The sequence below is a fragment of the Vitreoscilla filiformis genome (assembly GCF_002222655.1).
Lineage (GTDB): Bacteria > Pseudomonadota > Gammaproteobacteria > Burkholderiales > Burkholderiaceae_C > Ideonella > Ideonella filiformis.
Window position 1 is genome coordinate 2,776,645 of the sequence record NZ_CP022423.1, and the last position, 24,780, is coordinate 2,801,424.

Here is a 24,780-nt window from a genome sequence, read left to right on the forward strand (position 1 = left end):
CAACTGCACGCGCACCGCCGGGAAAGGCTGTCAAAAAAGCGATCAGGCCAGCTCTTCCGTCCGCAAACTCACAATCGGCGCCACCACCGTCGGCAGGGCCTGCATGGCGGCCAAGGCGGCACGCATGGGGCCTTCCACCGTCACATGGGTGAGGATGATCAGGTCGGTTTGCTTCTCGCCTTCGGCGCTTTCGCGTTGCAACACAGCGTCGATGCTGATGTCGTTCTCGGCCAGGATGCTGGTGATGCGGGCCAGCACACCGGCTTCATCGGCCACGCGCAAGCGCAGGTAGAACGCGGTACGCACTTGCTCGATCGGCAGGATCGGCGTATCGGCCAGCGCATCCGGCTGGAAGGCCAGGTGCGGCACGCGGTGATCCGGGTCAGCGGTGTGCAGGCGGGTGATGTCCACCAAATCGGCCACCACCGCCGAAGCGGTCGGCTCCGAGCCAGCGCCCTTGCCGTAGTACAGCGTCGTGCCCACGGCATCGCCTTGCACCATCACGGCGTTCATCGCGCCTTCGACGTTGGCAATCAGACGCTTGGCCGGCACCAGCGTCGGATGTACGCGCAGCTCAATGCCCGCTTCTTGGCGACGGGCAATGCCCAGCAGCTTGATGCGGTAGCCCAGTTGCTCGGCATAACGGATGTCGGCGGCAGCCAGCTTGGTGATGCCTTCCACATGCGCCTTGTCAAACTGCACCGGAATGCCAAAGGCCAACGCGCTCATCAGCGTGGCTTTGTGGGCGGCGTCCACGCCTTCGATGTCGAAAGTCGGGTCGGCTTCGGCGTAGCCCAGGCGTTGGGCTTCTTTCAACACCACGTCGAAATCCAAGCCCTTGTCGCGCATTTCGGACAGGATGAAGTTCGTCGTGCCGTTGATGATGCCGGCGATCCACTCGATGCGGTTGGCCGTCAAGCCCTCACGCAGCGCCTTGATGATGGGGATGCCACCGGCCACCGCCGCTTCAAACGCCACTACCACACCCTTGGCGCGGGCGGCTTCAAAAATCTCGGTGCCGTGAACGGCCAGCAGCGCCTTGTTGGCTGTGACCACATGCTTGCCAGCGGCGATGGCTTCCAACACCAGCGCCTTGGCGATGCCGTAGCCGCCGATCAGCTCGACCACGATGTCAATGGCCGGGTTGGCGATGATCTGGCGGGCGTCGCTCACCACCTCGGCTGCGTCACCGACGACAGCGCGGGCGCGCTCCACGTCCAGATCGGCCACCATGGCAATCTCAATGCCCCGGCCCGCACGACGCATGATTTCATGCTGGTTGCGTTGCAGCACCTTGAAGGTGCCGGAGCCGACGGTACCGATGCCCAGAAGGCCGACCTGGATGGGTTTCATGGAATTGCTCAACAGTGGGGGTCTAGGGGAGAAAGTGCCACGTTCAAGCGCCCGGCGTCAACCGTTGCGCTTTCGGTAGCCGTGGAGGAAGCGGGCGATGCGGCCCACGGCCTCCGTGAGATCGTCGGTGTTCGGCAGGAACACCAGACGGAAGTGATCCGGGTCGGGCCAGTTGAAGCCTGTGCCTTGCACGATCAACACCCGCTCTTCGGCCAGCAGCTCGTAGGCGAATTGCTGGTCGTCGGCGATGGGGTACATCTTCGGATCGAGGCGCGGGAACATGTACAGCGCCGCCTTGGGTTTGACCACGCTCACGCCCGGGATCTGCGTCAGCAGGTCATAGGCCAAATCCCGCTGACGTGCCAAGCGCCCGCCCGGCGCCACCAAATCCTTGATGCTTTGGTAGCCGCCCAGCGCCGTTTGAATTGCCAACTGGCCCGGCGTGTTGGCGCACAGGCGCATCGAGGCCAGCATGTTCAGGCCCTCGATGTAGTCCTTGGCACGGCGCTTGTTGCCCGACACGATCATCCAGCCCGAGCGGTAGCCGCACGAACGGTAGTTTTTGCTCAAGCCATTGAAGGTGAGGAACAGCACGTCATCGGCCAACGAGGCGATGCTGGTGTGGGTGGCCCCGTCGTACAGCGTCTTGTCGTAAATCTCGTCGGCGAACACGATCAACTGGTGCTGACGGGCGATTTCCACAATGCCTTCGAGCACCTCACGCGGGTACAGCGCGCCCGTCGGGTTGTTCGGGTTGATGATCACCAGCGCCTTGGTGTTGGGCGTGATCTTGGCGCGCATGTCGTCCAAGTCGGGCATCCAGCCCGAGCCCTCGTCGCAGCGGTAATGCACCGGCGTGCCGCCAGACAGCGACACCACAGCGGTGTAGAGCGGGTAATCCGGTGAGGGAATGAGCACCTCGTCGCCGCTGTCCAGCAGCGCATTCATGCTCATGGCGATCAGCTCGGACGCACCATTGCCCAAGTAAACGTCATCAATGGTGACGCCCTTGATCTGCTTTTCTTGGCAGTAATGCACCACCGCCTTGCGCGGGGCGAACAAGCCTTTGGAGTCGGTGTAACCCGCCGCGTCGGGCAGGTTGCGCATCATGTCTTGGATGATTTCATCCGGCGGCATCAGGCCAAACGCGGCCACGTTGCCGATGTTCAGCTTGATGATTTTGTGGCCTTCTTCTTCCATTTGGCGCGCCTTGTCCAGCACGGGCCCACGGATGTCATAGCCGACGTTGGCAAGCTTGCTGGATTTGGCGATGGGCTTCAAACCACACTCTCCTGGCTGCGGGGTGAAAACCTATAATTTAACCATAGGGTTTGCGCCCGCCGTTCCCCACCCGCGAAGGCTGCCTTGAAGTTTCAACCTGACCATCTGGATGGCGTCAACGTCATCGCCAAACTCGAAGCCCAGCGCATCTGGGTGCATCAGACGCCGTTCACCACCAGCTTGGTCGTGCCCTGGGTCGGTGACGCCGAAGCCTGGCCGGCCACCCGCCCGCAGGAGCTGACGCCGGCGCATTTCGAGCGCATCGCCGCATTCCAGCCCGAAGTGGTGATTTTTGGCAGCGGCCCCAAGTTGCAGTTCATTTCACCGCAGCTTTATCGGTGCCTGATTGAACGCCGCATCGGCATGGAGACCATGGACACCGCTGCGGCTTGTCGCACCTACAACGTGTTGGTGAACGAGGGGCGCAAAGTCGTGGGGGCTTTCTTGCTGGCGTGACACGCTCAAGACACGCGCAGTAGCCGCCCGCGCCAGTCTGGCACGCACGGGGCGCACCTTGGCTTGACTCTATAATAACGGGCTACGCTCCATGGAGCCGATCCGGAGCACCAGAAAGACAGAACATCATGACGCCAGCTCTCAACAAACCCCTTCCGGACATTGAAGCACAGGCCACAGGCGGGGTGAAATTCACGCCTCAGGCGTTTCTCGGTCGAGCTGTCGTGCTGTATTTTTACCCGAAAGACAACACCCCGGGTTGTACCACCGAGGCCATGCAATTCCGCGATCAGCACGCAGAATTCGTCCAGGCCGGCGCGGTGGTGTTCGGTGTCTCGCGGGACAACATGGCCTCGCACGACAAGTTCAAACAGAACTTGGGCCTGCCCTTCGAATTGATTGCGGACACCGAGGAAAAGCTCTGCCACATGTTCGGCGTGGTCAAAAACAAGATCATGTACGGCAAGAAAGTCAAAGGCATCGAGCGCTCGACCTTCCTGATCGACGAGCGCGGCGTGCTGCGCCAAGAGTGGCGCGGCATCAAAGTAGCCGGGCATGTTGAGGAAGTTCTCAAGGCCGTGCAAGAGCTCAAGCAGCCAGCCTGAGCTGTGCATAATGCGGCGATGCCCATCGCCGTTGCCCAGCACGCCGACACCTTCACCACAAAGCCGCACAGCCTCGCTGTGCGGCTTTGTCGTTTCTGATTCATGCCATGCCTCTGCCCAAAGCTCCGACGACCCGTGCCACCGTGCTCCCCGAAACCGCGTTCGAGACCCTCGCGCCGCAATCACCCCCGACGCCTCGCTCACGCAAACCACGTGCTGCGGTGAGCGCACCCGTCACCCCGGCGCTTGACGAAGTGGTTTCTGCGCCCCAGGTTCCTGTTCAACCTGAACCCCAGCCGGTGGCAGCCGTGGCAACCCCCGCACCAGAACGCAAACCCCGCACCAAGCGCCCGGCAGCGGCGCCGCGTGCGCCCGTCGCGCCAATCGCCGCAGCGTCCAAGGCGCCCAAACTTTTCGTGCTGGACACCAACGTGCTGATGCACGATCCGATGTCCCTGTTCCGTTTTGATGAGCACGATGTCTATCTGCCCATGATCACGCTCGAAGAGCTGGACGGGCACAAGAAAGGCATGAGCGAGGTGGCGCGCAACGTGCGCCAAGTCAGCCGCGAACTGGACGCACTGGCCGCCGACAGCTCACTCGCACCCGCCGATGGCATCCCGCTGGCCAAAACGGGCCGTCGTGAAGCGGGGGGCAAGCTGTTTTTCCAGACCCAGTTCCTGGAAACCAAACTGCCCGCTGGCCTGCCTCAAGGTAAGGCAGACAACCAGATTCTGGGCGTCGTGCAATCGTTGCGTGAACAACATCCACAGCGCGAAGTGGTGCTGGTGTCCAAGGACATCAACATGCGCGTCAAAGCCCGGGCGCTGGGTTTGGCCGCCGAGGACTATTTCAACGACAAAACACTGGAAGACGGCGACCTGCTCTACACCGGCGCCCTGGCCCTGCCGGCAGACTTCTGGCAGCGTCATGGCAAAACCATGGAGAGCTGGACGACACCAGGCGGTGCGACGTGTTACCGCATCAGCGGCCCGCTGGTGGCGCAGTTGACGGTCAACCAGTTCGTTTACTTGGAAGCGCCGGGGGAAGCGCCGCTGCACGCCCGGGTCAGCGAGATCACGGGTAAAACCGCTGTGCTCAAAACCCTGCGTGATCACACCAGCCCGAAGCACGCCGTCTGGGGCGTGGTGGCGCGCAACCGTGAGCAAAACTTCGCACTGAATCTGCTCATGGATCCCGAGTGCGACTTCATCACCCTGACCGGCACCGCTGGCACCGGCAAAACGCTGATGACCTTGGCAGCGGGCCTGGCCCAAGTGATGGACGAGCGGCGCTACAGCGAAATCATCGTCACGCGGGTGACGGTGCCTGTGGGCGAAGACATCGGTTTCTTGCCCGGCAACGAAGAAGAAAAAATGAGCCCGTGGATGGGTGCGCTGGATGACAACCTCGAAGTGCTGGCCCGTTCCGATGGGCATGGCGGCGAGTGGGGGCGTGCCGCCACGCAGGATTTGGTGCGCAGCAAAATTCGCATCAAGAGTTTGAACTTCATGCGGGGGCGAACGTTTTTGAACAAATTCGTCATCATTGACGAAGCTCAGAACCTCACACCCAAGCAAATGAAGACACTCATCACCCGGGCCGGGCCGGGCACCAAGATCGTTTGCCTGGGCAATCTGGCCCAGATCGACACGCCGTATCTCACGGAAGGAAGTTCTGGCCTGACTTTTGCTGTGGATCGTTTCAAGGGCTGGCCGCACGCCGGGCACATCACGCTGGCACGCGGTGAACGCTCGCGTTTGGCCGACTTCGCTTCCGAGGTGCTTTGATGACCCTTGACTTGACATTGAACCGGTGCATCCCTAAGCTGCAAGGCCGTGCGCCCCGGGCGCTGACTTCAACTCACTCGGATCTCACCTTGCAACCGTTCAAACGACTGTTAGGCTGTGCGCTGGCCCTGGTGCTGAGCTTGGGCAGCTTGCCCGCAAGCGCAGCCCCGGAAGAAGCGCCCGCATCTTCGTCCAATCCGGTGTTGCGACTGCTGCAAAGCAGCGGTTTGGCCGGCAGCGTCGAGAGTGCCGCCTCCTCGTCTCAAAACCTGTTCAATCAGGTGCAAGAACAAGCTTCCTCGTTGGTGCTGACCGCCATGGATTTCATCGGCGTGCGCTACCGCTGGGGCGGCACGACGGTGGAAAACGGCTTTGACTGCTCCGGTTTCACCCGCCATATCTTCGAAAACAGCATTGGCTTGATCCTGCCGCGCCGCGCCGCCGAGCAAGCCAACCTGCCGGGCCTGCTGCGCATTCAAGAAAACGACCTGAAGCCGGGCGATTTGGTGTTCTTCAACACCCTGCGTCAGACCTTCTCACACGTCGGTATCTATTTGGGCGACGGCAAATTCGTTCACGCCCCGCGCACCGGTTTGGCTGTGAAAGTCGAAGACATGCGCGATGCCTACTGGTCCAGCCGCTTCAACGGTGCCCGCCGCGTCCCCACGCCGGACACCGCTGTGCGCCCAGGCACCCAAGTTCAGGCACAGTAAACCCTCACCCAGCCAGCGGATGGGCCGGCTGCCGGCACAATTCGCTGCATGGGTGAAAAAGTCATTGCGTTGACCGACTGGCGGCATCTGCCGCCGACCGTGTCCTTGCCGAAAGCCGCCCCCGAGGCGGCTTTTTCCGTGGGCGATCTCCTGAAAGATGCTTGGGGCCGTGAGCTGCGTGATCTGCGCATCTCCGTGACCGACCGCTGCAACTTTCGGTGCAGCTACTGCATGCCCAAAGAGGTGTTCGATAAACATCACACCTTTTTGCCCCACCCCGCGCTGTTGAGTTTTGAGGAAATCACCCGGTTGGCGCGCATTTTCCTGGCCCATGGCGTGCGCAAGCTGCGCCTGACAGGCGGGGAACCTTTGCTGCGCAAGAACGTCGAGGGGTTGATTGCCATGCTGGCGCAACTGCGCACCCTCGACGGCCTGCCCCCCGACCTGACCCTCACCACCAACGGCAGTTTGTTGGCCCGCAAAGCGGTGGCTCTCAAGGCAGCGGGGCTTCAGCGTGTCACCGTCAGTTTGGATGCGCTGGACGATGCGGTGTTTCAGCGCATGAACGATGTCGGCTTTCCGGTGGCGGACGTGCTGGCCGGCATCGACGCTGCCCTGGCCGCCGGGCTCGGGCCGATCAAGGTCAACATGGTGGTCAAGCGCAGTGTCAATTTGCACGAAATCGTGCCGATGGCGCACCATTTCCGGGAGCGTTATGGGGACGCGGTGATCCTGCGGTTCATCGAGTTCATGGACGTTGGCGCCACCAACGGCTGGTGCATGGACGAGGTCCTCCCCTCCGCCGAGGTGGTGGCGCTGCTGCACCAGCACTGGCCCCTGGTGCCGCTCGAACCGAACACGCCCGGAGAAACCGCCCAGCGTTGGGTCTATGCCGATGGGCGCGGCGAAGTGGGGGTGATTTCCAGCGTCACCCGTGCGTTTTGCCGGGATTGCAACCGCGCCCGCTTGTCCACCGAGGGCCGGCTGTTCCTGTGTTTATTCGCCTCGCAGGGTTACGACTTGCGTCACCTGCTGCGCCAAGACCACGCCAGCGATGCCGACCTCACGGCCGCCCTCGCCCAACTCTGGCAACAGCGGGACGACCGCTATTCCCTGCTGCGCGGCAGCCACCAAGCGCAACCCGGCTCCGGGCAACGCAAAGTGGAAATGCATTACATCGGCGGCTGATTCGGCCTCAACGTGTGGCTTGGAGTTGGGCCACGCCTTGGTTGGCCAAGGCGTCGGCGCGTTCGTTGCCGGGGTCGCCGGCGTGGCCCTTGACCCAACGCCAGTCCACATCGTGCTGTTGGGCCAGGGCATCCAGGCGTTGCCACAGATCGACGTTTTTAACCGCCCCGCCGCTGGCCGTGCGCCAGCCTTTGCGCTTCCAGCCTTGGATCCAGCTGGTGATCCCGTCCTTGACATAAGAGCTGTCGGTGTAGAGCGTAATTTGGCAGCGCCGCTTCAGAACGGACAGCGCTTCAATCACGGCCAACAGTTCCATGCGGTTGTTGGTGGTGTCCCACTCGCCGCCGCACAGGGATTTTTCGTGTCGGCCAGCGCGCAGCCATGCGCCCCATCCGCCTGGGCCCGGGTTGCCTTTGCAGGCGCCGTCGGTGTAAATCGTCACTTCGGTGATCATGGGGCCGGATTGTCAGGCACACGCGGCACCCGCCCCAGCACCGGCACCGCTCGGCCCGATGACGCCGTCTGCCGCGCCGAGCGAGCCAGCCCCACCCAACGCATGCCACGCACCCGCTTGATGGCCACAATCATGTAGGCTGCTCCGAATGGCGGCCACCACCGTGCCCCCCAAGCTTCCATCCACGCAGAGCGCACCAGCCATCCTGGGGTGTGAAACGGTGGCCGGTACAGCCCGTGGTGCTGGGCTGCCAATTCGCAGCTCAACAGCCTCAGCCAGTCGCGCACGCGGCGCGGGTGCAGCCACTCGACGGCTGTTGGCAAACCCTCCCGGCGCCATCGCCACAAACTGGCTGGGTTGAATCCGCAAATGACCACCCGCCCTTCGGGCCGCAGCACGCGCACCGCTTCGGCCAAACATTGGTGCGGATCGTCTGACAGCTCTAACGTGTGTGGCAACACCACCAAATCCAGCGACTCCCCTGGAAAAGGCAGCGCCTCCGGCAGACAGTGCAAGCCCACGCGACGCCCCTGCCCCAACCCGACCGGGGATTCGGTGTGCCCCACCCAGCGGTGCGGCATGCGGTTGGCGCGCAGGGCGTCCAGCTCCGGCAATCCCAGTTGCAGCGCGTGGTAGCCGAACACGTCGGCCACGACCTCATCGAGCAGCCCTTGTTCCCACGCCATCAAGTGGTGACCGGGGGGCGTTTCCAGCCAATCCCCCATCCCTATAATCGCAGCCTGATTCGTCATGAAACTGGTCGCACTCCCTGCCCTCACTGACAACTACATCTGGATGCTCCACGATGGGGTTCAAGCCCTCGTGGTCGATCCAGGGGAGGCAGCGCCTGTACACCGTGCGTTGGACAGCGAACATCTGCGGCTGACCGGCATTCTAGTGACGCACACCCACGTCGATCATGTCGGGGGCGTGGCAGAACTGTGGGCTCGCTTGGAAGGCCCGTTGTGGGGGCCAGCGACGCTGGCAACGCAGTTTCCCAGCGTCCAAAGCCCACCCGCCACCCTGACCTGGGCCGGATTGAGCGTGCAAGCTTGGCCTGTTCCGGGGCACACGCTGGATCACTGGGCTTACGGCCTGCCCGCTGTGCCACTGGAACACGCTGCATCCCCCCGCCCTGTGCTGTTTTGTGGTGACACCTTGTTCAGCGCGGGCTGTGGCCGCTTGTTTGAAGGTACGCCGGCGCAAATGCTGGCCTCGCTGGACAGCCTGGCCGCCTGGCCGGATGACACCCGGGTGTGCTGCACCCACGAGTACACCCTCGCCAACTTGGCGTTTGCCCACGCGGTGGAGCCGGACAACCCGGACATCCTCGCGCACCAGCAGCTGTGCCAGCGGTGGCGTGCATCTGGGCAACCCACTTTGCCCTCCGATCTGGCGCGGGAGCGTCGGATCAATCCGTTCCTGCGATGCGATACCCCCGCCGTGGTGGCCCGCGCGCAGGCTCAAGGCGCGGCTTCAGCCGACCGTCTGAGTGTGTTCACAACCCTGCGTCTGTGGAAGAACCGATACCGATGACGATAGCCCTTCGCCCCTCTCCCTCGTGGCTGCGCTTTTTGAGCCTGTCTGTCGTAGTCGCCCTGGTCACTGGTTGTGCTTCCGTGCAGCAGGCGGCTCCTCCCGAACCTCAACCGGTGGCTTTGCCGGAGCCCGTCGTGGCACCGGTGGTGGTTGAGGCGCCCGCCCCGGTCGCCGTCGATCTGTGGGAGCGCATCCGTCAAGGCTTTGTGATGCCTGAGCTGCAAGCGCCGTTGGTCGCACAGCACGAAAAAGCCTACATCCGCTCGCGTGACGCCTTGGCCCGCATGACCGCCCGCAGCGAGCCTTATCTGTTCCACATCGTCGAAGAAATCGAAAAGCGCGGCATGCCAACCGAGTTGGCTTTGTTGCCGTTCGTGGAGAGTGCGTTCAATCCGCAGGCCGTGTCGGTGGCCAAGGCGGCGGGCATGTGGCAGTTCATCCCGTCCACGGGGCGCAGTTTCGATCTGAAGCAAAACATTTTCCGGGACGATCGGCGCAACGTGCTGGCCTCGACGCGGGCTGCTTTGGATTACCTGTCGCAACTGCACGGCATGTTTGATGACTGGCATCTGGCGCTGGCCGCCTACAACTGGGGTGAAGGCAGCGTGCGCCGCGCCATCAACGCCAACCGCAAAGCGGGCCGCCCGACCGATTTCATGAGCCTGCGCATGCCTCGGGAAACGCGCAACTACGTGCCCAAATTGCTGGCATTGAAGAACATCATCAACCAGCCAGACACCTACCAAGTGGCGTTGCCCGCCATCGCCAACCATCCCTTCTTTGACACGGTTCCGGTCGAGCGGGACATGGATGTGGATGTGGCGATCCGGCTGGCGGAAGTTTCGGAGGATCTGTTCCGCCGCCTGAATCCGCAGATGAACAAACCGGTGATCCTGGCGGCTGGCACGGAACACCTGTTGCTCCCCTTCGACAACGCGGAACGCTTCCGCGCCAACTTGGCCAACCACCCAGGCCCGTGGGCTTCTTGGACAGCGTGGGTTGCCCCCAGCACCTTGACGCCCGCTCAAGCCGCCGAGCTGGTCAACATGGATGAAACGGCGCTGCGTGAAGTCAACCGAATTCCCGCACGTGTGAAGATCAAAGAAGGTTCGACTCTGCTGGTGGTCCGCGCCCACGACCAGCAAGCCGACGTGTCCGCGCATGTGGCGGACAGCGGCACCATGGCCTTGTCGCCCGAGTACGCCGTGCGCACGGCCAAGGGCAAGCGCAAGGCGGGGGTGCGACTGGCATCGGCGGCCCATCGTGGCAAGCCGGTTCGTGCCACGGCCCGCGCCCGTGCAGGCGTGAAGGTGGCGATGCGCTGATCAGCGTCGATCGGCCAGGGCGTGAGCGATGGTGGAGAGATCCACGTATTCCAGCTCACTGCCCGCTGGCACCCCACGCGCCAGCCGCGTGACCACCAAACCGTGCTGGCGCAAGCCTTCTCCCAGAATGTGGGCGGTGGCTTCGCCCTCAGCGGTGAAACTGGTGGCGAGGATCACCTCCTCCACCACACCATCCACGGCCCGGCGCGTCAGCAATTCCATGCCGAGTTCGCTGGCACCGATGCCCTCCAACGGGCTCATGCGCCCCATGAGCACGTAATACAGCCCGTGATAGCTGCCGGTGCGCTCCATGGCGGCTTGGTCGGCGGGGGTTTCCACCACGCAGAGCTGGCGTGCATCGCGCCCCGGATCGAGGCAGATGGGACACACCTCGTCTTCGGTGAACGTGTGGCAGCGGGTGCAGTGATGTACCGTTTGCACCGCACCGGCCAACGCTTGCGACAACCGCATGGCACCATGCCGATCGTGTTGCAACAGGTGATAGGCCATGCGCTGCGCGGACTTGACGCCCACACCGGGCAGTCCATGCAGCGCATCGATCAACAACTGAAGCCGGTCTGCCACGCTCGGGCCTGTCGCGTCAGAACGGGAACTTCATGCCGGGAGGCAGGGGCATGCCGGCGGTGATCTTGCCCATCTTTTCTTGGCTGGTGGTTTCGGCGCGGCGCACGGCGTCATTGAACGCAGCGGCGACCAGGTCTTCCAGCATGTCCTTGTCGTCGGCCAGCAGGCTCGGGTCGATGGTGACGCGCTTGACGCCGTACTTGCACGTCATCACCACCTTGACCAGCCCGGCACCGGACTGGCCTTCCACCTCGATCGTGGCCAGCTCATCCTGAGCACGCTTGAGGTTGTCTTGCATGGCTTGCGCCTGCTTCATCAGACCGGCCAGTTGGGCTTTCATCATGAGAGAAGTCCTTGTTATCGAAGAGGGTTGAGAGAAATTTACGCGGGCCGAATCGACCCGGGAACGATGCGAGCGGTGCTGAATTGTTCCAGCAGGACTTGCACCAACACATCGTCATGGATCGCTTGTTCGGCTTGGTGCTGCCGTTGACGCAGCAGGGCTTCTGCACGGCGAGCGGGGCTGTCTTGCACCGCGCCTTGGCGCACTTGGACACGCTGCGGACGGCCTAGCAATTGGGTCAGGCACTGCGCCAGCTTGTCGGACAGGGCCGGGAGCAGCAAGGTATCGCGCTCGACTTGCAGTTGCCAATCGTCCGTGTCGTTTTCGGGCCAGGCCACGAGTTGGGCTTGCAAGGCCAGCTCACGCGCCATGGCGCTCAAACCGGCTTCACTCACCAAGCGCATCACCAACCCCGCCCAGTGATCGCCCAAAGGGGACGTGGTGAGTGCCTGCACCGTCGCCACCACCGGTGGTGCCACGGGAGCGGGCACCGGCACGGGCGGCGGAGCCGGAACAGCCGGTGAGGCTGCACGCACCGGCGCCCGCCCGATCACCTCGCCGGGCAGGGGCGCTTCATCCATCCACGGGGGCGGGCCGTCATCGTCGGGTGGGGTGGACGCTCGCACGCTGGGCGTGGGGGCTGGCGGCGGCGGCACGGGTGCGGGCACGGGAGCGGCCATCGGCACGGGCGTGGGGGACGGCAGCGGGACAGCAACCGGAGCCGCAACCGGCGCCGCAAGAGGCGGAGGTGGTGGAGGCAGCATCACGGGCGCAGGCGATCGCGCTGCCACCGGCGCCGCGTTGCCACGACTCGCACTTTCCTGCGGCGGGAAGGCCAAGAAGCGCAACAACACCATCACCAGCCCGGCATATTCATCCGGTGCCAAGCTCAACTCGGCGCGGCCATGCAACACCATGCTGTAGAGCAACTGGGTTTCATCCGCCGCCAAGTGGGGGGCGAGTTCGCGGGCGGCTTCAGTGTCCGGGTCGGTGGGGTCCAGCGCGCCGGGCACGGTTTGCTCCACGGCCATTTGCTGCAACAGCCGGGCCATTTCTTCCAGCGTACCCGCCGCTGACAGCCCTTGTGAACGCAGCCCGTCACACTGCGCCAGCACCTCGCGGCCATTGCGTTGCGCCAAGGCGACCACCAGCCGCTGGGCGTGGCGCCGATCCACCGCGCCCAGCATGGCGCGCACGGCGTCTTCTTCCAGCTTGCCGCCACCGTAGGCAATCGCCTGGTCGGTGAGGGAGAGCGCATCGCGCATCGAACCGCGTGCCGCCCGGCCGATGAGGCGCAGCGCGCCCGCATCGGCGGCAATCTGTTCGGCTTGCAACACCTGGCCGACGTACTCGGCCACGGTTTGCGGCGCCATCGGGCGCAGGTTGAATTGCAGGCAGCGGCTCAGCACCGTGGGGAGCATCTTCTCCGGGTCGGTGGTGGCAAGCACGAATTTCAGGTACTCGGGCGGCTCTTCCAGCGTTTTCAACAGGGCGTTGAACGCATCCTTGGTGAGCTGGTGCGCCTCGTCGATCATGAAGACCTTGAAGCGGCCCACGGTCGGTTTGTAGGCGGCGCGTTCGATCAGCTCGCGCACCTCGTCAATGCTACGGTTGGAAGCGGCATCCAGCTCGACGTAATCGATGTAACGATCCGCGTCGATCTCGCGGCAGGCGGCGCACTGGCCGCAGGGCTGGGCGGTGATGCCGCCGCTGCCGTCCGGCCCGGTGCAGTTCAGGCTTTTGGCGAGGATGCGCGACACCGTTGTTTTGCCAATGCCACGGGTGCCCGTGAACAGGTAAGCATGGTGCAGGCGCTGCTGCTGCAAGGCGTGCGTGAGGGCCTTGACCACATGATCCTGCCCCACCATTTGCTCAAAGCTGTGCGGCCGATACTTGCGGGCCAGGACGACGTAACTCATGGCCGCGCATTCTACGGGCGGCCCCTCGCAGCGATAATTCGGCCCCATGACTGCAAGCACCCTCCCTCCCACCGGCGAAACCCTCAGCTACGAGCAAGCCGGCGTCAATTACGACCTGATCGACCCCCTCAAAGTCGCCGCCCAGCGCGCTGCTGCGGCCACCGCCGGCCACCTCAGCGGCCACGGCTTCACTGAAGTGAAGGCTTCGCGCGGTGAATCGGCGTATGTGGTCGATGTCGGCCCGTTCTACTTGGCCAGCATCGTCGAATGCCTGGGCTCGAAGGCCCTGGTGGCCGACGAAATGAAGGCGTTGACCGGCAAGAGCTATTACGCCGGCATCGCCCAAGACACCATCGCCATGGCGGTGAACGACCTCATCACCGTCGGCGCCACGCCGCTGGTCGTGCAAGCCTACTGGGCCGCTGGCGGTTCCGATTGGTTCGGTGACGCCCAACGCGCCCAAGCCCTGGTCGAAGGCTGGAAAGCCGCCTGCGACACCTGCAAGGTGGCCTGGGGCGGCGGTGAAACCCCGGCACTGGCCGGCATCGTGGAAGGCGGTCGCATCGATTTGGCGGCGTCTTGCACTGGCATCATCAACCCCAAGAGCCGCCTAAGCGTCGGTGACGAGCTGGGCGCAGGGGATGCCATCGTGTTGCTGGCTTCCAGTGGCATCCACGCCAACGGCCTGAGCCTGGCGCGCAAGCTGGCCGAGCGCCTGCCGCAGGGTTACCTCACCGAAATCGCCCCCGGCCTGACCTATGGCGACGCCCTGTTGGCCCCGACCGCGCTCTACAGCCCGGTGACCGAAGCCCTGGCCCAAGCCGGCGTGAAGGTGCATTACAGCGCCAACATCACCGGCCACGGCTGGCGTAAGCTGCTGCGCCACCCGGCGACGCTGACTTACCGCATCAACGCCATCCCGGCGGTGCCGCGTGTGCTCAGTTTCATTGCCGAGCAAGCCAACCACGATGCACGCGAAGCCTATTCAACCCTGAACATGGGCGCCGGTTTTGCGCTGTTCGTGTCCCAGGCGGATGCCCAGCGCACTGTGGAGATCGCCCAAGCGCAAGGCATTGACGCGATCATCGCTGGCCAAGTCGAAGCCGGCGCGAAGCAGTTGTTGATCGAACCGATCGACGTGCGTTTCGGCGACGACGATTTGCAACTGCGCTAAGAAATTCGCATTTTTGCCAGAAACCATGCGTTTCTGGCATAGAATCCGCGCTGACGGGCCTCCTCGCATGGAAGCGCGGCCAACCGGGTCAGGTGGGGAACCAAGCAGCCCTAACCGTTGTGACCAGTGCCGAGATCAGGCTCGTCACCCAGAATCAACCGCCTTGCGCATACCGCGCCTGGCGGTTTTTTCATGCCGGTTGCACAGGCTGCTCGAGTGCAGCCAGCGGGTCGGTGTGGCCAAACGCATGCAGCGCTTCGCCGGTGATGCGGCAGATGCGCCAATCGGGCAACACGGTCGCGCCCATCTGCTCATAGAACGCGATGGCGCTGCTGTTCCAGTCCAGCACGCTCCACTCCAACCGGCCACAACCCCGCTCCACCGCCAAACGGCCCACATGGTTGAACAGCGCCGCCCCCAAGCCCGTGCGCCGATGGGCTGGGCGCACATACAGATCTTCCAAATGCACCCCTGGGCGCCCGAGGAAGGTCGAAAAATTGGCGAAGAACAGCGCAAAACCCACCACTTCGCCTTCCACCTCCCCGACGATGCACTCGACGGCTGGCCGTGGCCCGAACAAATGTGGCCGCAAACCTTCGGCGGTGAGGGCGAGTTGCTGCGTCAGCTGCTCATACTCGGCCAGTTCGGTGACGAGGGCGACAATCGCCTCCAAATCGCGGGGCTCGGCCGCCCGCAGGCTATAAGGATTCATGGCCGACGATTCTGGCAGAGCCCCTCCTTCAGTTCGCTGACCGCCCCCCTTTGTTTTCCATGATCGACTCATCTTCTCCCGATTCACGCCCCGGCCAGCGGCCCGGTCGCTCGGTGCATCTGCCGGTGCGCGGCTGGCACTATCACTTGACGGTGTGGGGGGAGGTGTCTCTCATCACCCCGGAACGCCCGGCCTTGGTGCTGTGCCACGGTTGGATGGATGTGGGCACTTCGTTTCAATTTTTGGTGGATGCGTTGGCAGCGTTGGAAGGCCCGACGCGCTGCATCATCGCCCCAGATTGGCGCGGTTATGGCCGCACCCAAGGCCCCGCGTGTGACAACTACTGGTTTCCCGATTACCTGGGTGATTTGGAGGCCCTGCTCCACCATCCCGAATTGGGGCTGCCGGCGAACCTGCCCATCGATCTGCTGGGCCACAGCATGGGCGGCAATGTGGCGATGATGTACGCCGGCATCCGGCCACAGCGCATCCGCCGCCTCATCAATTTGGAGGGGTTTGGCATGCCGGCGAGCCGCCCGGAACAAGCCCCTGCCCGCTTGGCGCAGTGGCTCGATGCCCTGGCCACCCCCCAATACCTCAAGAGTTACGCCAGTTTGGCCGACGTGGCCGAACGGCTGTGCCACAACAACCCCCGGTTGAGCCGTGCCCGCGCCGAATGGCTCGCACCCCATTGGGCGACTCAGCGTGAAGATGGACGCTGGCATCTGTTGAGCGACCCAGCGCACAAACGCATCGGCGCTCAGTTGTACCGGGTGGAAGAGGTGTTGGCGTGCTGGCGCCACATCACCGCCCCGGTGCTGTGGATGGACGGCGACCTCACCGACACCCGCCAGTGGTGGGGCGACCGTTACCCGCGCAGCGAGTTCGAGCAGCGCCTCAGCCACGTGCCCCATGTGAAGCGCCACCGCCTCAGCCCCTGCGGCCACATGCTGCACCACGACCAGCCCGAAGCCGTGGCCGCGCATCTGCTGGATTTTTTGCAGGCGCCGGCGGATCAGCTCGCGTCGCGGGGGTAACGCAGGTTGTCCACGAGGCGGTGGGTGAAGGGGGCCGGCGGCGGTGTCAGCAAGCTGACCACGATGATGACCACAAAACCCAACGGCACACCGAACACACCCGCCGAGACGGGGTGAATGTCCCACCACAACTGGGGTTCGCCGGTCAAGCCGAACAGGCTGCGCAGCCAGGGATGGGTGGTGGCCATGTACCAAAAACACAGGCCGAAGCCGGACAGCATCCCCGCCGCCGCGCCCCAGCGGTTGGCCCGTTGCCAGAACACCCCCAGCACCAGCGCCGGGAAAAACGCCGATCCGGCCAACGAAAACGCCGCCGACACCAAAAACAAAATGTTGGCCGGCTTCTGCGCCGCCACGAACGCGGCGCCCAGCGCCACCACCAACAGCAGCAGCTTGGAGATCATGACACGCCGCGCTGTGGAGGCGGTTGGGTCGATGGTCTTGTAGTAGACGTCGTGTGAGAGGGCGTTGGCGATGGTGAGCAACAGCCCGTCGGCGGTGGACAGGGCGGCGGCCAACCCTCCAGCCGCCACCAGCCCGGAAATGACGTAGGGCAGCCCCGCGATTTCAGGCATGGCCAAGACGATGATGTCCCCGCTGATGGTCAACTCGCCCAGTTGCAGGATGCCATCGTGGTTGATGTCCGACACGGACAGCAAGTTGGGATCGACTTTGCTCCAATTGGCGATCCAGCCCGGCAGTTTGTCGAATGGCGTGCCGATGAGTTGGGTGAAGATCTCGAACTTCACCAACACCGCCAGCGCTGGCGCCGTGGTGTACAGCAGCAAAATGAACAACAGCGACCAAGCAACCGACTCGCGTGCCTCCTTCACCGACGGCGTGGTGTAGTAACGCATCAAGATGTGAGGCAGCGCGGCGGTGCCGATCATCAAACAAAACACCAACGCCAGGAAATTGCGCCGGGAGCTGTCGAACTCGCGGCGTTCGTCCACCGTGCCGTCGGGATTGCCGGCGAAGGGCTGGGCGTGATCGGGCATCCCAGCCAGTGGCCGGGCGCGGCTCTCCAGCTCCTCACGCTCGGCCCGCCATTGGGCGACGGCAGCAGCTTCGTCTTTGGGCAGCGCCGCCAGCGCACGCTCGGCAGCTTGAATGTCCCGCTGCGGGGCGTTGGCGCGCTTGAGGGTCACGATGTTGCGCCGGGCAGCCTCGCGTTCGGCCAACAGCGAAATTTCGGGATGGCGCAGCCGCTCGCCCAACACATCGGCCCGCGCACGCAGCGCCGCCATGACCTCGGCTTCTTTCGGGTCGGCCTTGAAACGCGCTTCGGCTTGGGTGACTTTTTCCAACTGATACCCGTACACCGCCTGCGGAATCGGCACCCCGGTTTGTTTGACGCTCAACCACACCACCGGCACCAGGTAAGCGATCACCAACACGATGTATTGGGCCACCTGCGTCCACGTCACAGCGCGCATGCCGCCCAGGAACGAACACACCAAAATGCCGCCCAGCCCCAAAAAGACGCCAATTTCAAACGACGCGATGCTGGTCAAGCGCGTGGTGATGAGCCCGACGCCGTAAATCTGCGCCACCACGTACACAAACGAACAGAGGATGGCCGCCGCCACGCCGATCAAGCGCGTCAGGTGGCCTTCGTAGCGGGCGCCGAGGAAGTCGGGGATGGTGAATTGGCCGAACTTGCGCAGGTAGGGCGCCAACAGCAGCGCGACCAAGCAGTAACCGCCCGTCCAGCCGATGATGTAGGCCAACCCGTCATAACCGCTGAGGTAGAGGGTGCCGGCCATGCCGATGAACGAGGCAGCGCTCATCCAATCGGCGCTGGTGGCCATGCCGTTGTAGATCGCCGGCACGCGCCGACCGGCGACGTAGTACTCCACCGTGTCCGTGGTGCGGCAGACCACGCCGATGAAGGCGTAAATCACCAAAGGCGCCGCCAAGAACACAAAACCAATGAAGCGCCGCGCCATGCCCAGGTGTTCGAGCCAACCCACGGTCAGCAAAAACACGATGAAGCAGGCGGTGTAAGCCCAGTACACCCGATGCAACTGGCGCCGAAACCCTTGGCTGGCTTGGGCACGGGACAGGTGGGCAAACGCATCCAACGAGGGCAACCAACGCATGGCTCAATCGTCCTCGGCGAGGTGGCAGTCTTGGTCGAGCCAGTTCATGCTGCGGGCGTACAGGATCACCAGCAGCAGGTACACCAGCAAAGCCCCTTGCGCCGCCATCCAAAAGCTGAACGGCCAGCCGAAGAAGCGAAAACTCAGGGCCCGGGCGTGGTAGCTCACCAGAAACGTCACGACCAGCCAGCCCACCAACAGCCCCAGCACCAGCAGACGGTTGAGGCGCCAATGGCGCTGACGTTGGGCCAGATCAGGGGAAGCGGGAATGGACATCGGCAAAAGCTCAGAAAGCAGCAACGCGGGACTCGGAACTCACTGGCAAGCACGCACGCCGGCGTGCAAACAGGCCGTCACCTTGAGCGTGGTGGCCAGCAGCCACAGCACCAGCAAAGCCAGCACCGCCCGGCGGCGCGCTTGCTCAGGCAGGACCACAGGCCGAGGCCAGCGCGTGGCCCAGCGCACGAAGGGGGCGCTGATCCAATCCAGCAAACGCCAAAACGGGTTGACGCCCGGCACCACACCCGGCCAATGCGCCAGCACCCACTGGCCCAACATCGCCATCAGGGCGACTTCGGTCACCAGCTTGAGGGTCATGGCCAGCCACAGCATCGCAGGTTGTCTCGGGAGGTTGGTGTTTGGGAGCGATTGTCGGGGCATTCGGGGGCGCCGCCCGGCTCCAGCCACCCAAACTGCGCCGGTAGTTTCCCGAGCGAGGCGGCGCCCCCATGCGAAAATCCGCCGCCTTCGACGGCCCTGCGCTGGCCGCTCGACCCTCACATCATCACAAGATCACCGGAATCTGACCATGGACATCGAACGCGTCAACGCCATCGGCACCACCCTCGCAGACTTGAGCGCTCGCACCGAAGCGCTACGGGGGTATCTTTGACTACGATCGCAAAGCCCTGCGCCTGACGGAAGTCAACGCCACGCTGGAGAACCCAGCGATTTGGAACGACCCGAAGCGCGCCCAAGAGCTGGGCAAGGAAAAGAAACAGCTCGACGAAGTGGTCGGCACCATCGACCACCTCACCGGCCAATTGGCGGACAACGCCGAGCTGTTCGAAATGACCAAGGCCGAGGATGACTTCGACAGCCTCGAAGCCATCGAAGCCGATGCCGACAAGCTGCGCGAAGCCGTTGAACTGCTCGAATTCCGCCGCATGTTCAGCAACCCAGCCGACCCGAGCAACTGCTTCATCGACATCCAAGCCGGTGCCGGCGGCACCGAGGCCTGTGATTGGGCGGGCATGTTGCTGCGTCAGTATCTGAAGTACTGCGAACGCAAGGGCTTCAAGGCCACGCTGGAAGACGAAACCCCGGGCGATGTCGCTGGCCTGAAAAGCGCCACCATCAAGGTGGAAGGCGAGTATGCGTTCGGCCACTTGCGCACCGAATCGGGCGTGCATCGGCTGGTGCGCAAGAGCCCGTTCGATTCGGCGGGTGGGCGCCACACCTCGTTCGCGTCGCTGTTCGTGTACCCGGAAATCGACGACTCGATCGAGATCGACATCAACCCGGCCGATGTGCGCACCGACACCTACCGCGCTTCCGGCGCTGGCGGTCAGCACATCAACAAAACCGACTCGGCGGTGCGGCTGACGCACATCCCGACCGGCATCGTCGTGCAGTGCCAAGACAGCCGCAGCCAGCACAGCAACCGCGATGTGGCCTGGCGCCGCCTGCGCTCGCGTCTGTACGACTACGAGATGAAAAAGCGCATGGAAGAGCAGCAAAAGCTCGAAGACACCAAAACCGACGTGGGTTGGGGTCACCAAATCCGTTCGTATGTGCTGGATCAGAGCCGCATCAAGGATTTGCGCACCAACGTCGAAATCTCCAACACCCAAAAGGTGCTGGACGGGGATTTGGACACCTTCATCCAAGCCAGTCTGAAACAGGGCCTCTGAGGCCGTTTAGCGGGCGCCGTGGCGCCCCTTTTTTCGAGGATTCGCCATCATGATGTTGTTGCGTGAAGCGCTGGCGCCCATGGTGCGCCGGCAGGACTACAGCGCCCCGGCCTACCGCATCCGTGCGGTGGAGCTGACGTTCGATCTGGACGCGGCCAAGACCATCGTTGGCAGCCGTCTGAGCGTGGAGCGCGACACCGCCTTGCCCGTGCAGCCGCTGCGCTTGGATGGCGAAGACCTGAACCTGTTGCGCGTGTTGGTGGATGGCCAGAGCGTGTCCTTCCGCCACGAGAACGGCCAATTGGTGATCGATGCGCCGGCAGCGGAGGCGTTCACGCTCGAAATCCGCAACACGATTGCGCCGGAAAAGAACACGCAGTTGTCGGGGCTGTACGCCTCGGGCTCGGGCCTCTTTACGCAGTGCGAGGCCGAGGGCTTCCGCCGCATCACCTATTTCTTGGATCGCCCGGACGTGATGACGGTGTTCACCGTCACGCTGCGCGCTGACAAGAAGAAGTACCCGGTGCTGCTGTCCAACGGCAATCTGCTGGAGCAAGGCGAGCTGGCCAACGGCAAGCACTTCGCCAAGTGGCACGACCCGTTCCCGAAACCCGCTTACCTGTTCGCCGTGGTGGCCGCTGACTTGGTGGCGCGTGAGCAGCGTGTCCTCAGCCGCAGTGGCAAAGAGCATCTGTTGCAGGTCTACGTGAAGCGCGGCGATCTGGACAAGACCGAACACGCCATGAACTCGCTCATCGCCTCGATGGTGTGGGACGAGGCGCGTTTCGGCCTGGCGCTGGATCTGGAGCGCTTCATGATCGTGGCGGTGCCCGACTTCAACATGGGCGCGATGGAAAACAAGGGGCTCAACCTCTTCAACACCAAATTCGTGCTGGCCAACGCCGCCACGGCCACCGATGTGGATTTCGACGGCATCGAAAGCGTGGTGGCGCACGAATACTTCCACAACTGGACGGGCAACCGCGTCACCTGCCGGGATTGGTTCCAACTTTCGCTGAAGGAGGGCCTGACCGTCTTCCGCGACCAAGAGTTCAGCATGGACATGGCGGGCAGCCCGTCCGCCCGAGGCGTGCGCCGCATCGGTGATGTGCGCGTGCTGCGCGAGCGCCAGTTCCCTGAAGATGCCGGCCCGATGGCCCACCCGGTGCGCCCGGACGCTTACCAAGCCATCGACAACTTCTACACCGCCACGGTGTACGAAAAGGGCTCCGAAGTGGTGCGCATGATGCACACCCTGGTGGGCCGCGAAGGCTTTGCCGCCGGCATGAAGCTGTACTTTGCGCGCCACGACGGCCAGGCCGTGACCTGCGACGATTTCGCCCAAGCGATGGCCGACGCCAACCCGGACAGCGCGCTGGCGGCGAACCTGGAACTGTTCAAACGCTGGTACGCCCAAGCCGGCACGCCGCGCTTGCAAGCGCGTGGCGTGTGGGATGCCGAAGCTCGCACTTGGACGCTGACGCTGGCGCAACACAACCCGCCCAGCCCTGGCCAAGCCGACAAGCTGCCGCAGCTCATCCCCGTGGCGCTGGGGTTGTTGAAGCGCGACGGCACCGCGTTGCCGCTGCAACTGGCCGGTGAAGCCGAAGCCGGCGGCACCGAGCGCGTGCTGGTGATGACCGAGGCGACGCAAAGCTTCACCTTCGTGAACGTGGATGCCGAGGTGGTGCCTTCGCTGCTGCGCGGTTTCTCCGCGCCGGTGGTGCTGGACGATGGCCTGAGCGACGCCGATCTGCTGGTGCTGCTGGCCCATGACACCGACGCCTTCAACCGCTGGGAAGCTGGCCAGCGTCTGGCGGCCAACCGCATTCGCGCCGCGCTGGCCGCACCGGTGGAAGCGCCGGTGGTGCTGGATGACGCCTTCATCGCTGCCATGCGCGCCCTGCTGCGCGATGCGTCGCTGGACGCTGCGTTCAAAGAACTGGTGTTGACGCTGCCGTCGGAAATTTATCTGGCGGATCAGATCGAAGGCATCGATCCGCAGCGCTTGCATGCCGTGCGCGAAAGCTTGATCGACCAACTCGCTGCGGCCCTGCATGCAGATTGGGCCTGGGCGTTCGAAGCGCATCAAGTCAAGGTCGGTTACAAGCCGGACGCTTGGCAAACCGGTCAGCGGGCTTTGGCCAATCTGGCGCTGGCGATGTTGGTGCGCCACGCCGTGGCCACGGGCGATCCGCTCTGGCCCGGCAAGGCTTACCAGCGTTTCAAAGACGCCAGCAACATGACCGACCGCTTGGGCGCCCTCGAAGCCCTGGTGAACGCCCACGCCGAACTGGCCGAACCGGCGCTGGCGCGCTTTCACGCCCAGTTCAAGGGCGAGGCGCTGGTGTTGGACAAGTGGTTCATGCTGCAAGCCCGTGCGCCGGAGCGCGATGGCCGGGTGTTCGCCCGCATCCAGCAACTGCTTCAGCACCCGGATTTCACCCTGGGCAACCCGAACCGGGCGCGGGCGTTGCTGTTCTCACTCACCCACTTCAACCCGGCGGCGTTCCACCGGCTGGACGCCGCCGGCTACGCCTTCTGGGCCGACAAGGTGCTGGCGCTGGACACCGCCAACCCGCAACTGGCTTCGCGCTACGCCCGGGCGCTGGATCGCTGGCGCAACCTGGCCGAACCGTACCGCAGCGCAGCACGCGAGGCCATCGCCCGCGTGGCCGCCAAGCCCGATTTGAGCGGCGACACACACGAAATCATCCAACGCGCCTTGGCCGATTGATGTTCGCCCCCTCCGTTTTTTCTGTACACAAAACCTACACTTCACTGGAGCTCACAACATGACCAAACGTGTCAGCCTCACCCAGTACCTCGTTGAACAACAGCGCGAACATGGCCAAATCCCTGCTCAGTTGCGCTTGCTGATCGAGGTGGTGGCCCGTGCGTGCAAGCGCATCGCTATTTCCGTCAATAAGGGCGCGTTGGGCGAAGTGCTCGGCTCGGCTGGTTCGGAAAACGTGCAGGGTGAAGTGCAGAAGAAACTCGACATCATCTCCAACGAGGTGCTGATCGAGGCCAACGAATGGGGCGGCCACCTGGCGGCCATGGCCTCGGAGGAAATGGACTCCATCCACGTCGTGCCGAACCGCTACCCGCAAGGTGAATACCTGCTGATGTTCGACCCGCTGGATGGCTCTTCAAACATCGATGTGAACGTGTCCATCGGCACCATCTTCTCGGTGCTGAAGAAGCCCAACGACGATCCGAACGTGATTGAGCCAGTGAGCGAGGCGGATTTCCTCCAGCCCGGCCACCAGCAAGCGGCGGCGGGTTACTGCGTCTATGGCCCGCAAACCACCCTGGTGCTGACGGTGGGTCACGGCGTGGCGATGTTCACGCTGGATCGCGAGCAAGGCTCCTGGGTGCTGACCACCGACAAGGTGGAAATCCCGGCAGACACCAAGGAATTTGCCATCAACATGAGCAACATGCGCCACTGGGCGCCGCCGGTGAGCCGTTACATCAGCGAATGCTTGGCCGGCAAGGAAGGCGTGCGCGGCAAGGACTTCAACATGCGTTGGGTTGCGTCCATGGTGGCCGATGTGCATCGCATCATGACCCGTGGCGGCATCTTCATGTACCCGTGGGACAAGCGCGAGCCGACCAAGCCCGGCAAGCTGCGCCTGATGTACGAGGCCAACCCAATGGCTTTCTTGATTGAGCAAGCGGGCGGCATGGCGACCAACGGCACCGAGCGCATCATGGATCTGCCCCCGACCAAGCTGCACGAGCGTGTGTCGGTGATCCTCGGTTCGAAGAACGAGGTGCAGCGCGTGACGGACTATCACAAGGAAGCGGCCACGCCTGCGGCTTGAGTTACGCACAAAACGCTTGCATTGCCGTGAAATGGCGCTAGAATGCGAGCTTTCGCCGGTGTAGCTCAGTTGGTAGAGCAGCTCATTCGTAATGAGAAGGTCGAGGGTTCGACTCCTTTCACCGCACCAAATCAGCGAAGCGCAACACCTCGCAACAAGCAAGCCCCTCAGCCATCCGTGCTCAGGGGCTTTTTTGTTGCCCCTTTTGCACATGAAAGCCCGTCAATTCACTGATTTGGCGCTGCCGTTGATGGCCATGCTCATCGGAGCTGTTGTTTCCGCGTTCGGCATCCACTGGTTGTGGCGCGAATACACGCTGTACGCACTCATGGTCACCGCCTTTTCTTTCTTCAGTGGCGGGCTGTTCGTGCCTGACAACCTCATCTGCCGGCTGGTCGCAGTTGGCATCGGGTTCGGGCTGCTGGTCGGCTCATTATTGGCCGTCTCTCACCCTTAGCCCA

24 protein-coding genes, 1 tRNA gene and 1 other RNA gene are annotated in these 24,780 nt (G+C 63.6%); 15 read left to right on the forward strand and 11 right to left on the reverse strand.

Annotated elements, in window-relative coordinates; translation table 11 throughout:
- Window positions 1-42: 42 nt before the first annotated feature.
- A complete protein-coding gene (locus tag VITFI_RS13065) occupies window positions 43-1,353 on the reverse strand; it encodes a homoserine dehydrogenase (protein WP_089417334.1) in 1,311 nt (436 codons plus the stop codon).
- Window positions 1,354-1,410: 57 nt separating this feature from the next.
- A complete protein-coding gene (locus VITFI_RS13070) occupies window positions 1,411-2,634 on the reverse strand; it encodes a pyridoxal phosphate-dependent aminotransferase (RefSeq protein WP_089417335.1) in 1,224 nt (407 codons plus the stop codon).
- 84 nt (window positions 2,635-2,718) lie between these two features.
- On the opposite strand from VITFI_RS13070, the gene VITFI_RS13075 reads away from it, so the two are divergent.
- The 5 genes from VITFI_RS13075 (at window position 2,719) to moaA (ending at window position 7,386) form a co-directional block, all read left to right on the forward strand.
- Window positions 2,719-3,090 carry an Mth938-like domain-containing protein gene (locus VITFI_RS13075; protein ID WP_089417336.1) on the forward strand — a complete coding sequence of 124 codons (372 nt, stop codon included), beginning with the start codon at window positions 2,719-2,721 and terminating at the stop codon, window positions 3,088-3,090.
- A gap of 128 nt (window positions 3,091-3,218) precedes the next feature.
- Window positions 3,219-3,695 carry a peroxiredoxin gene (locus VITFI_RS13080; RefSeq protein WP_089417337.1) on the forward strand — a complete coding sequence of 159 codons (477 nt, stop codon included), beginning with the start codon at window positions 3,219-3,221 and terminating at the stop codon, window positions 3,693-3,695.
- A gap of 107 nt (window positions 3,696-3,802) precedes the next feature.
- Window positions 3,803-5,485, forward strand: coding sequence for a PhoH family protein (locus VITFI_RS13085; protein WP_089417338.1), 1,683 nt, complete (start codon window positions 3,803-3,805; stop codon window positions 5,483-5,485).
- Window positions 5,485-6,198 carry a C40 family peptidase gene (locus VITFI_RS13090; protein ID WP_089417339.1) on the forward strand — a complete coding sequence of 238 codons (714 nt, stop codon included), beginning with the start codon at window positions 5,485-5,487 and terminating at the stop codon, window positions 6,196-6,198. Before VITFI_RS13085 ends, VITFI_RS13090 begins: the two co-directional genes overlap by 1 nt.
- Before the next feature lie 48 nt (window positions 6,199-6,246).
- Window positions 6,247-7,386 carry a GTP 3',8-cyclase MoaA gene (moaA, locus tag VITFI_RS13095; RefSeq protein ID WP_089417340.1) on the forward strand — a complete coding sequence of 380 codons (1,140 nt, stop codon included), beginning with the start codon at window positions 6,247-6,249 and terminating at the stop codon, window positions 7,384-7,386.
- 7 nt (window positions 7,387-7,393) lie between these two features.
- Here moaA and rnhA read toward each other — a convergent pair whose 3' ends face one another.
- Window positions 7,394-7,840, reverse strand: coding sequence for a ribonuclease HI (gene rnhA, locus VITFI_RS13100; RefSeq protein ID WP_198301475.1), 447 nt, complete (start codon window positions 7,838-7,840; stop codon window positions 7,394-7,396).
- Window positions 7,837-8,592: a class I SAM-dependent methyltransferase gene (locus VITFI_RS13105; RefSeq protein ID WP_198301476.1), complete on the reverse strand. Its 756-nt coding sequence runs from the start codon at window positions 8,590-8,592 to the stop codon at window positions 7,837-7,839. Before VITFI_RS13105 ends, rnhA begins: the two co-directional genes overlap by 4 nt.
- Between VITFI_RS13105 and gloB the strand changes: the two genes are divergently transcribed.
- Both gloB and VITFI_RS13115 read left to right on the forward strand, forming a co-directional pair.
- On the forward strand, window positions 8,591-9,376 hold the full coding sequence (gene gloB, locus VITFI_RS13110; RefSeq protein WP_089417342.1) for a hydroxyacylglutathione hydrolase: 786 nt from the start codon (window positions 8,591-8,593) through the stop codon (window positions 9,374-9,376). The genes VITFI_RS13105 and gloB overlap by 2 nt on opposite strands.
- Complete coding sequence (locus VITFI_RS13115; protein WP_089417343.1) at window positions 9,373-10,704, forward strand: transglycosylase SLT domain-containing protein; 1,332 nt, start codon at window positions 9,373-9,375, stop codon at window positions 10,702-10,704. Before gloB ends, VITFI_RS13115 begins: the two co-directional genes overlap by 4 nt.
- On the opposite strand, the gene recR is transcribed toward VITFI_RS13115, so the two are convergent.
- From recR to dnaX, 3 genes are read right to left on the reverse strand one after another with little or no spacing between them, the layout of a single operon-like run.
- Window positions 10,705-11,289, reverse strand: coding sequence for a recombination mediator RecR (gene recR / locus VITFI_RS13120; protein WP_089417344.1), 585 nt, complete (start codon window positions 11,287-11,289; stop codon window positions 10,705-10,707).
- Between the two features lie 16 nt (window positions 11,290-11,305).
- Entirely contained in the window at window positions 11,306-11,632 is a 327-nt protein-coding gene (locus VITFI_RS13125; RefSeq protein ID WP_089417345.1) for a YbaB/EbfC family nucleoid-associated protein, read from the reverse strand.
- Between the two features lie 38 nt (window positions 11,633-11,670).
- Entirely contained in the window at window positions 11,671-13,551 is a 1,881-nt protein-coding gene (gene dnaX, locus VITFI_RS13130) for a DNA polymerase III subunit gamma/tau (protein ID WP_089417346.1), read from the reverse strand.
- Between the two features lie 46 nt (window positions 13,552-13,597).
- Here dnaX and VITFI_RS13135 point away from each other — a divergent pair, with 46 nt between their 5' ends.
- On the forward strand, window positions 13,598-14,725 hold the full coding sequence (locus VITFI_RS13135; RefSeq protein ID WP_089417347.1) for an AIR synthase-related protein: 1,128 nt from the start codon (window positions 13,598-13,600) through the stop codon (window positions 14,723-14,725).
- A gap of 52 nt (window positions 14,726-14,777) precedes the next feature.
- Window positions 14,778-14,874, forward strand: an RNA gene (gene ffs / locus VITFI_RS13140) — signal recognition particle sRNA small type.
- A 41-nt stretch (window positions 14,875-14,915) separates the two neighbouring features.
- On the opposite strand, the gene VITFI_RS13145 is transcribed toward ffs, so the two are convergent.
- The gene (locus tag VITFI_RS13145; protein ID WP_089417348.1) at window positions 14,916-15,437 is read right to left on the reverse strand and encodes a GNAT family N-acetyltransferase; all 522 of its coding nucleotides are present in this window, start codon (window positions 15,435-15,437) and stop codon (window positions 14,916-14,918) included.
- A gap of 59 nt (window positions 15,438-15,496) precedes the next feature.
- On the opposite strand from VITFI_RS13145, the gene VITFI_RS13150 reads away from it, so the two are divergent.
- Entirely contained in the window at window positions 15,497-16,474 is a 978-nt protein-coding gene (locus VITFI_RS13150; RefSeq protein WP_089417349.1) for an alpha/beta fold hydrolase, read from the forward strand.
- Here the strand turns inward: VITFI_RS13150 and VITFI_RS13155 are convergent.
- From VITFI_RS13155 to VITFI_RS13165, 3 genes are read right to left on the reverse strand one after another with little or no spacing between them, the layout of a single operon-like run.
- Window positions 16,453-18,576, reverse strand: coding sequence for a sodium:solute symporter family protein (locus VITFI_RS13155; RefSeq protein WP_089417350.1), 2,124 nt, complete (start codon window positions 18,574-18,576; stop codon window positions 16,453-16,455). The two genes, VITFI_RS13150 and VITFI_RS13155, sit on opposite strands and share 22 nt — an antisense overlap.
- A gap of 3 nt (window positions 18,577-18,579) precedes the next feature.
- On the reverse strand, window positions 18,580-18,852 hold the full coding sequence (locus VITFI_RS13160) for a sodium/substrate symporter small subunit (protein ID WP_089417351.1): 273 nt from the start codon (window positions 18,850-18,852) through the stop codon (window positions 18,580-18,582).
- A gap of 39 nt (window positions 18,853-18,891) precedes the next feature.
- Window positions 18,892-19,188, reverse strand: a complete 297-nt coding sequence (locus tag VITFI_RS13165) for a hypothetical protein (RefSeq protein ID WP_089417352.1) — start codon at window positions 19,186-19,188, stop codon at window positions 18,892-18,894.
- A 196-nt stretch (window positions 19,189-19,384) separates the two neighbouring features.
- Here VITFI_RS13165 and prfB point away from each other — a divergent pair.
- The 5 genes from prfB to VITFI_RS13190 all read left to right on the forward strand — a co-directional run bounded on the left by prfB (window position 19,385) and on the right by VITFI_RS13190 (window position 24,776).
- Window positions 19,385-20,489 (forward strand): peptide chain release factor 2 gene (gene prfB, locus VITFI_RS13170; protein WP_157725682.1). Its coding sequence is split into 2 segments (ribosomal slippage): window positions 19,385-19,465 and window positions 19,467-20,489, totalling 1,104 coding nucleotides; the frame shifts between segments, so codons are not numbered across the junction.
- 49 nt (window positions 20,490-20,538) lie between these two features.
- Window positions 20,539-23,226, forward strand: a complete 2,688-nt coding sequence (pepN, locus tag VITFI_RS13175) for an aminopeptidase N (protein WP_408645589.1) — start codon at window positions 20,539-20,541, stop codon at window positions 23,224-23,226.
- Between the two features lie 58 nt (window positions 23,227-23,284).
- Window positions 23,285-24,319 carry a class 1 fructose-bisphosphatase gene (locus VITFI_RS13180; protein ID WP_089417353.1) on the forward strand — a complete coding sequence of 345 codons (1,035 nt, stop codon included), beginning with the start codon at window positions 23,285-23,287 and terminating at the stop codon, window positions 24,317-24,319.
- A gap of 54 nt (window positions 24,320-24,373) precedes the next feature.
- Window positions 24,374-24,448: transfer RNA gene (locus VITFI_RS13185), tRNA-Thr, on the forward strand.
- An 82-nt stretch (window positions 24,449-24,530) separates the two neighbouring features.
- The gene (locus VITFI_RS13190) at window positions 24,531-24,776 is read left to right on the forward strand and encodes a hypothetical protein (RefSeq protein ID WP_089417354.1); all 246 of its coding nucleotides are present in this window, start codon (window positions 24,531-24,533) and stop codon (window positions 24,774-24,776) included.
- Window positions 24,777-24,780 lie beyond the last annotated feature (4 nt).

Coding starts and splice junctions, on each gene's coding strand:
- VITFI_RS13065 (WP_089417334.1), bottom strand. CDS start 1,353: ATGAAACCCATCCAGGTCGGCCTTCTGGGCATCGGTACCGTCGGCTCC.
- VITFI_RS13080 (WP_089417337.1), top strand. CDS start 3,219: ATGACGCCAGCTCTCAACAAACCCCTTCCGGACATTGAAGCACAGGCC.
- VITFI_RS13085 (WP_089417338.1), top strand. CDS start 3,803: ATGCCTCTGCCCAAAGCTCCGACGACCCGTGCCACCGTGCTCCCCGAA.
- VITFI_RS13090 (WP_089417339.1), top strand. CDS start 5,485: ATGACCCTTGACTTGACATTGAACCGGTGCATCCCTAAGCTGCAAGGC.
- moaA (WP_089417340.1), top strand. CDS start 6,247: ATGGGTGAAAAAGTCATTGCGTTGACCGACTGGCGGCATCTGCCGCCG.
- rnhA (WP_198301475.1), bottom strand. CDS start 7,840: ATGATCACCGAAGTGACGATTTACACCGACGGCGCCTGCAAAGGCAAC.
- gloB (WP_089417342.1), top strand. CDS start 8,591: ATGAAACTGGTCGCACTCCCTGCCCTCACTGACAACTACATCTGGATG.
- VITFI_RS13105 (WP_198301476.1), bottom strand. CDS start 8,592: ATGACGAATCAGGCTGCGATTATAGGGATGGGGGATTGGCTGGAAACG.
- VITFI_RS13115 (WP_089417343.1), top strand. CDS start 9,373: ATGACGATAGCCCTTCGCCCCTCTCCCTCGTGGCTGCGCTTTTTGAGC.
- VITFI_RS13125 (WP_089417345.1), bottom strand. CDS start 11,632: ATGATGAAAGCCCAACTGGCCGGTCTGATGAAGCAGGCGCAAGCCATG.
- dnaX (WP_089417346.1), bottom strand. CDS start 13,551: ATGAGTTACGTCGTCCTGGCCCGCAAGTATCGGCCGCACAGCTTTGAG.
- VITFI_RS13135 (WP_089417347.1), top strand. CDS start 13,598: ATGACTGCAAGCACCCTCCCTCCCACCGGCGAAACCCTCAGCTACGAG.
- VITFI_RS13145 (WP_089417348.1), bottom strand. CDS start 15,437: ATGAATCCTTATAGCCTGCGGGCGGCCGAGCCCCGCGATTTGGAGGCG.
- VITFI_RS13150 (WP_089417349.1), top strand. CDS start 15,497: ATGATCGACTCATCTTCTCCCGATTCACGCCCCGGCCAGCGGCCCGGT.
- VITFI_RS13155 (WP_089417350.1), bottom strand. CDS start 18,576: ATGCGTTGGTTGCCCTCGTTGGATGCGTTTGCCCACCTGTCCCGTGCC.
- VITFI_RS13160 (WP_089417351.1), bottom strand. CDS start 18,852: ATGTCCATTCCCGCTTCCCCTGATCTGGCCCAACGTCAGCGCCATTGG.
- VITFI_RS13165 (WP_089417352.1), bottom strand. CDS start 19,188: ATGCTGTGGCTGGCCATGACCCTCAAGCTGGTGACCGAAGTCGCCCTG.
- pepN (WP_408645589.1), top strand. CDS start 20,539: ATGATGTTGTTGCGTGAAGCGCTGGCGCCCATGGTGCGCCGGCAGGAC.
- VITFI_RS13180 (WP_089417353.1), top strand. CDS start 23,285: ATGACCAAACGTGTCAGCCTCACCCAGTACCTCGTTGAACAACAGCGC.
- VITFI_RS13190 (WP_089417354.1), top strand. CDS start 24,531: ATGAAAGCCCGTCAATTCACTGATTTGGCGCTGCCGTTGATGGCCATG.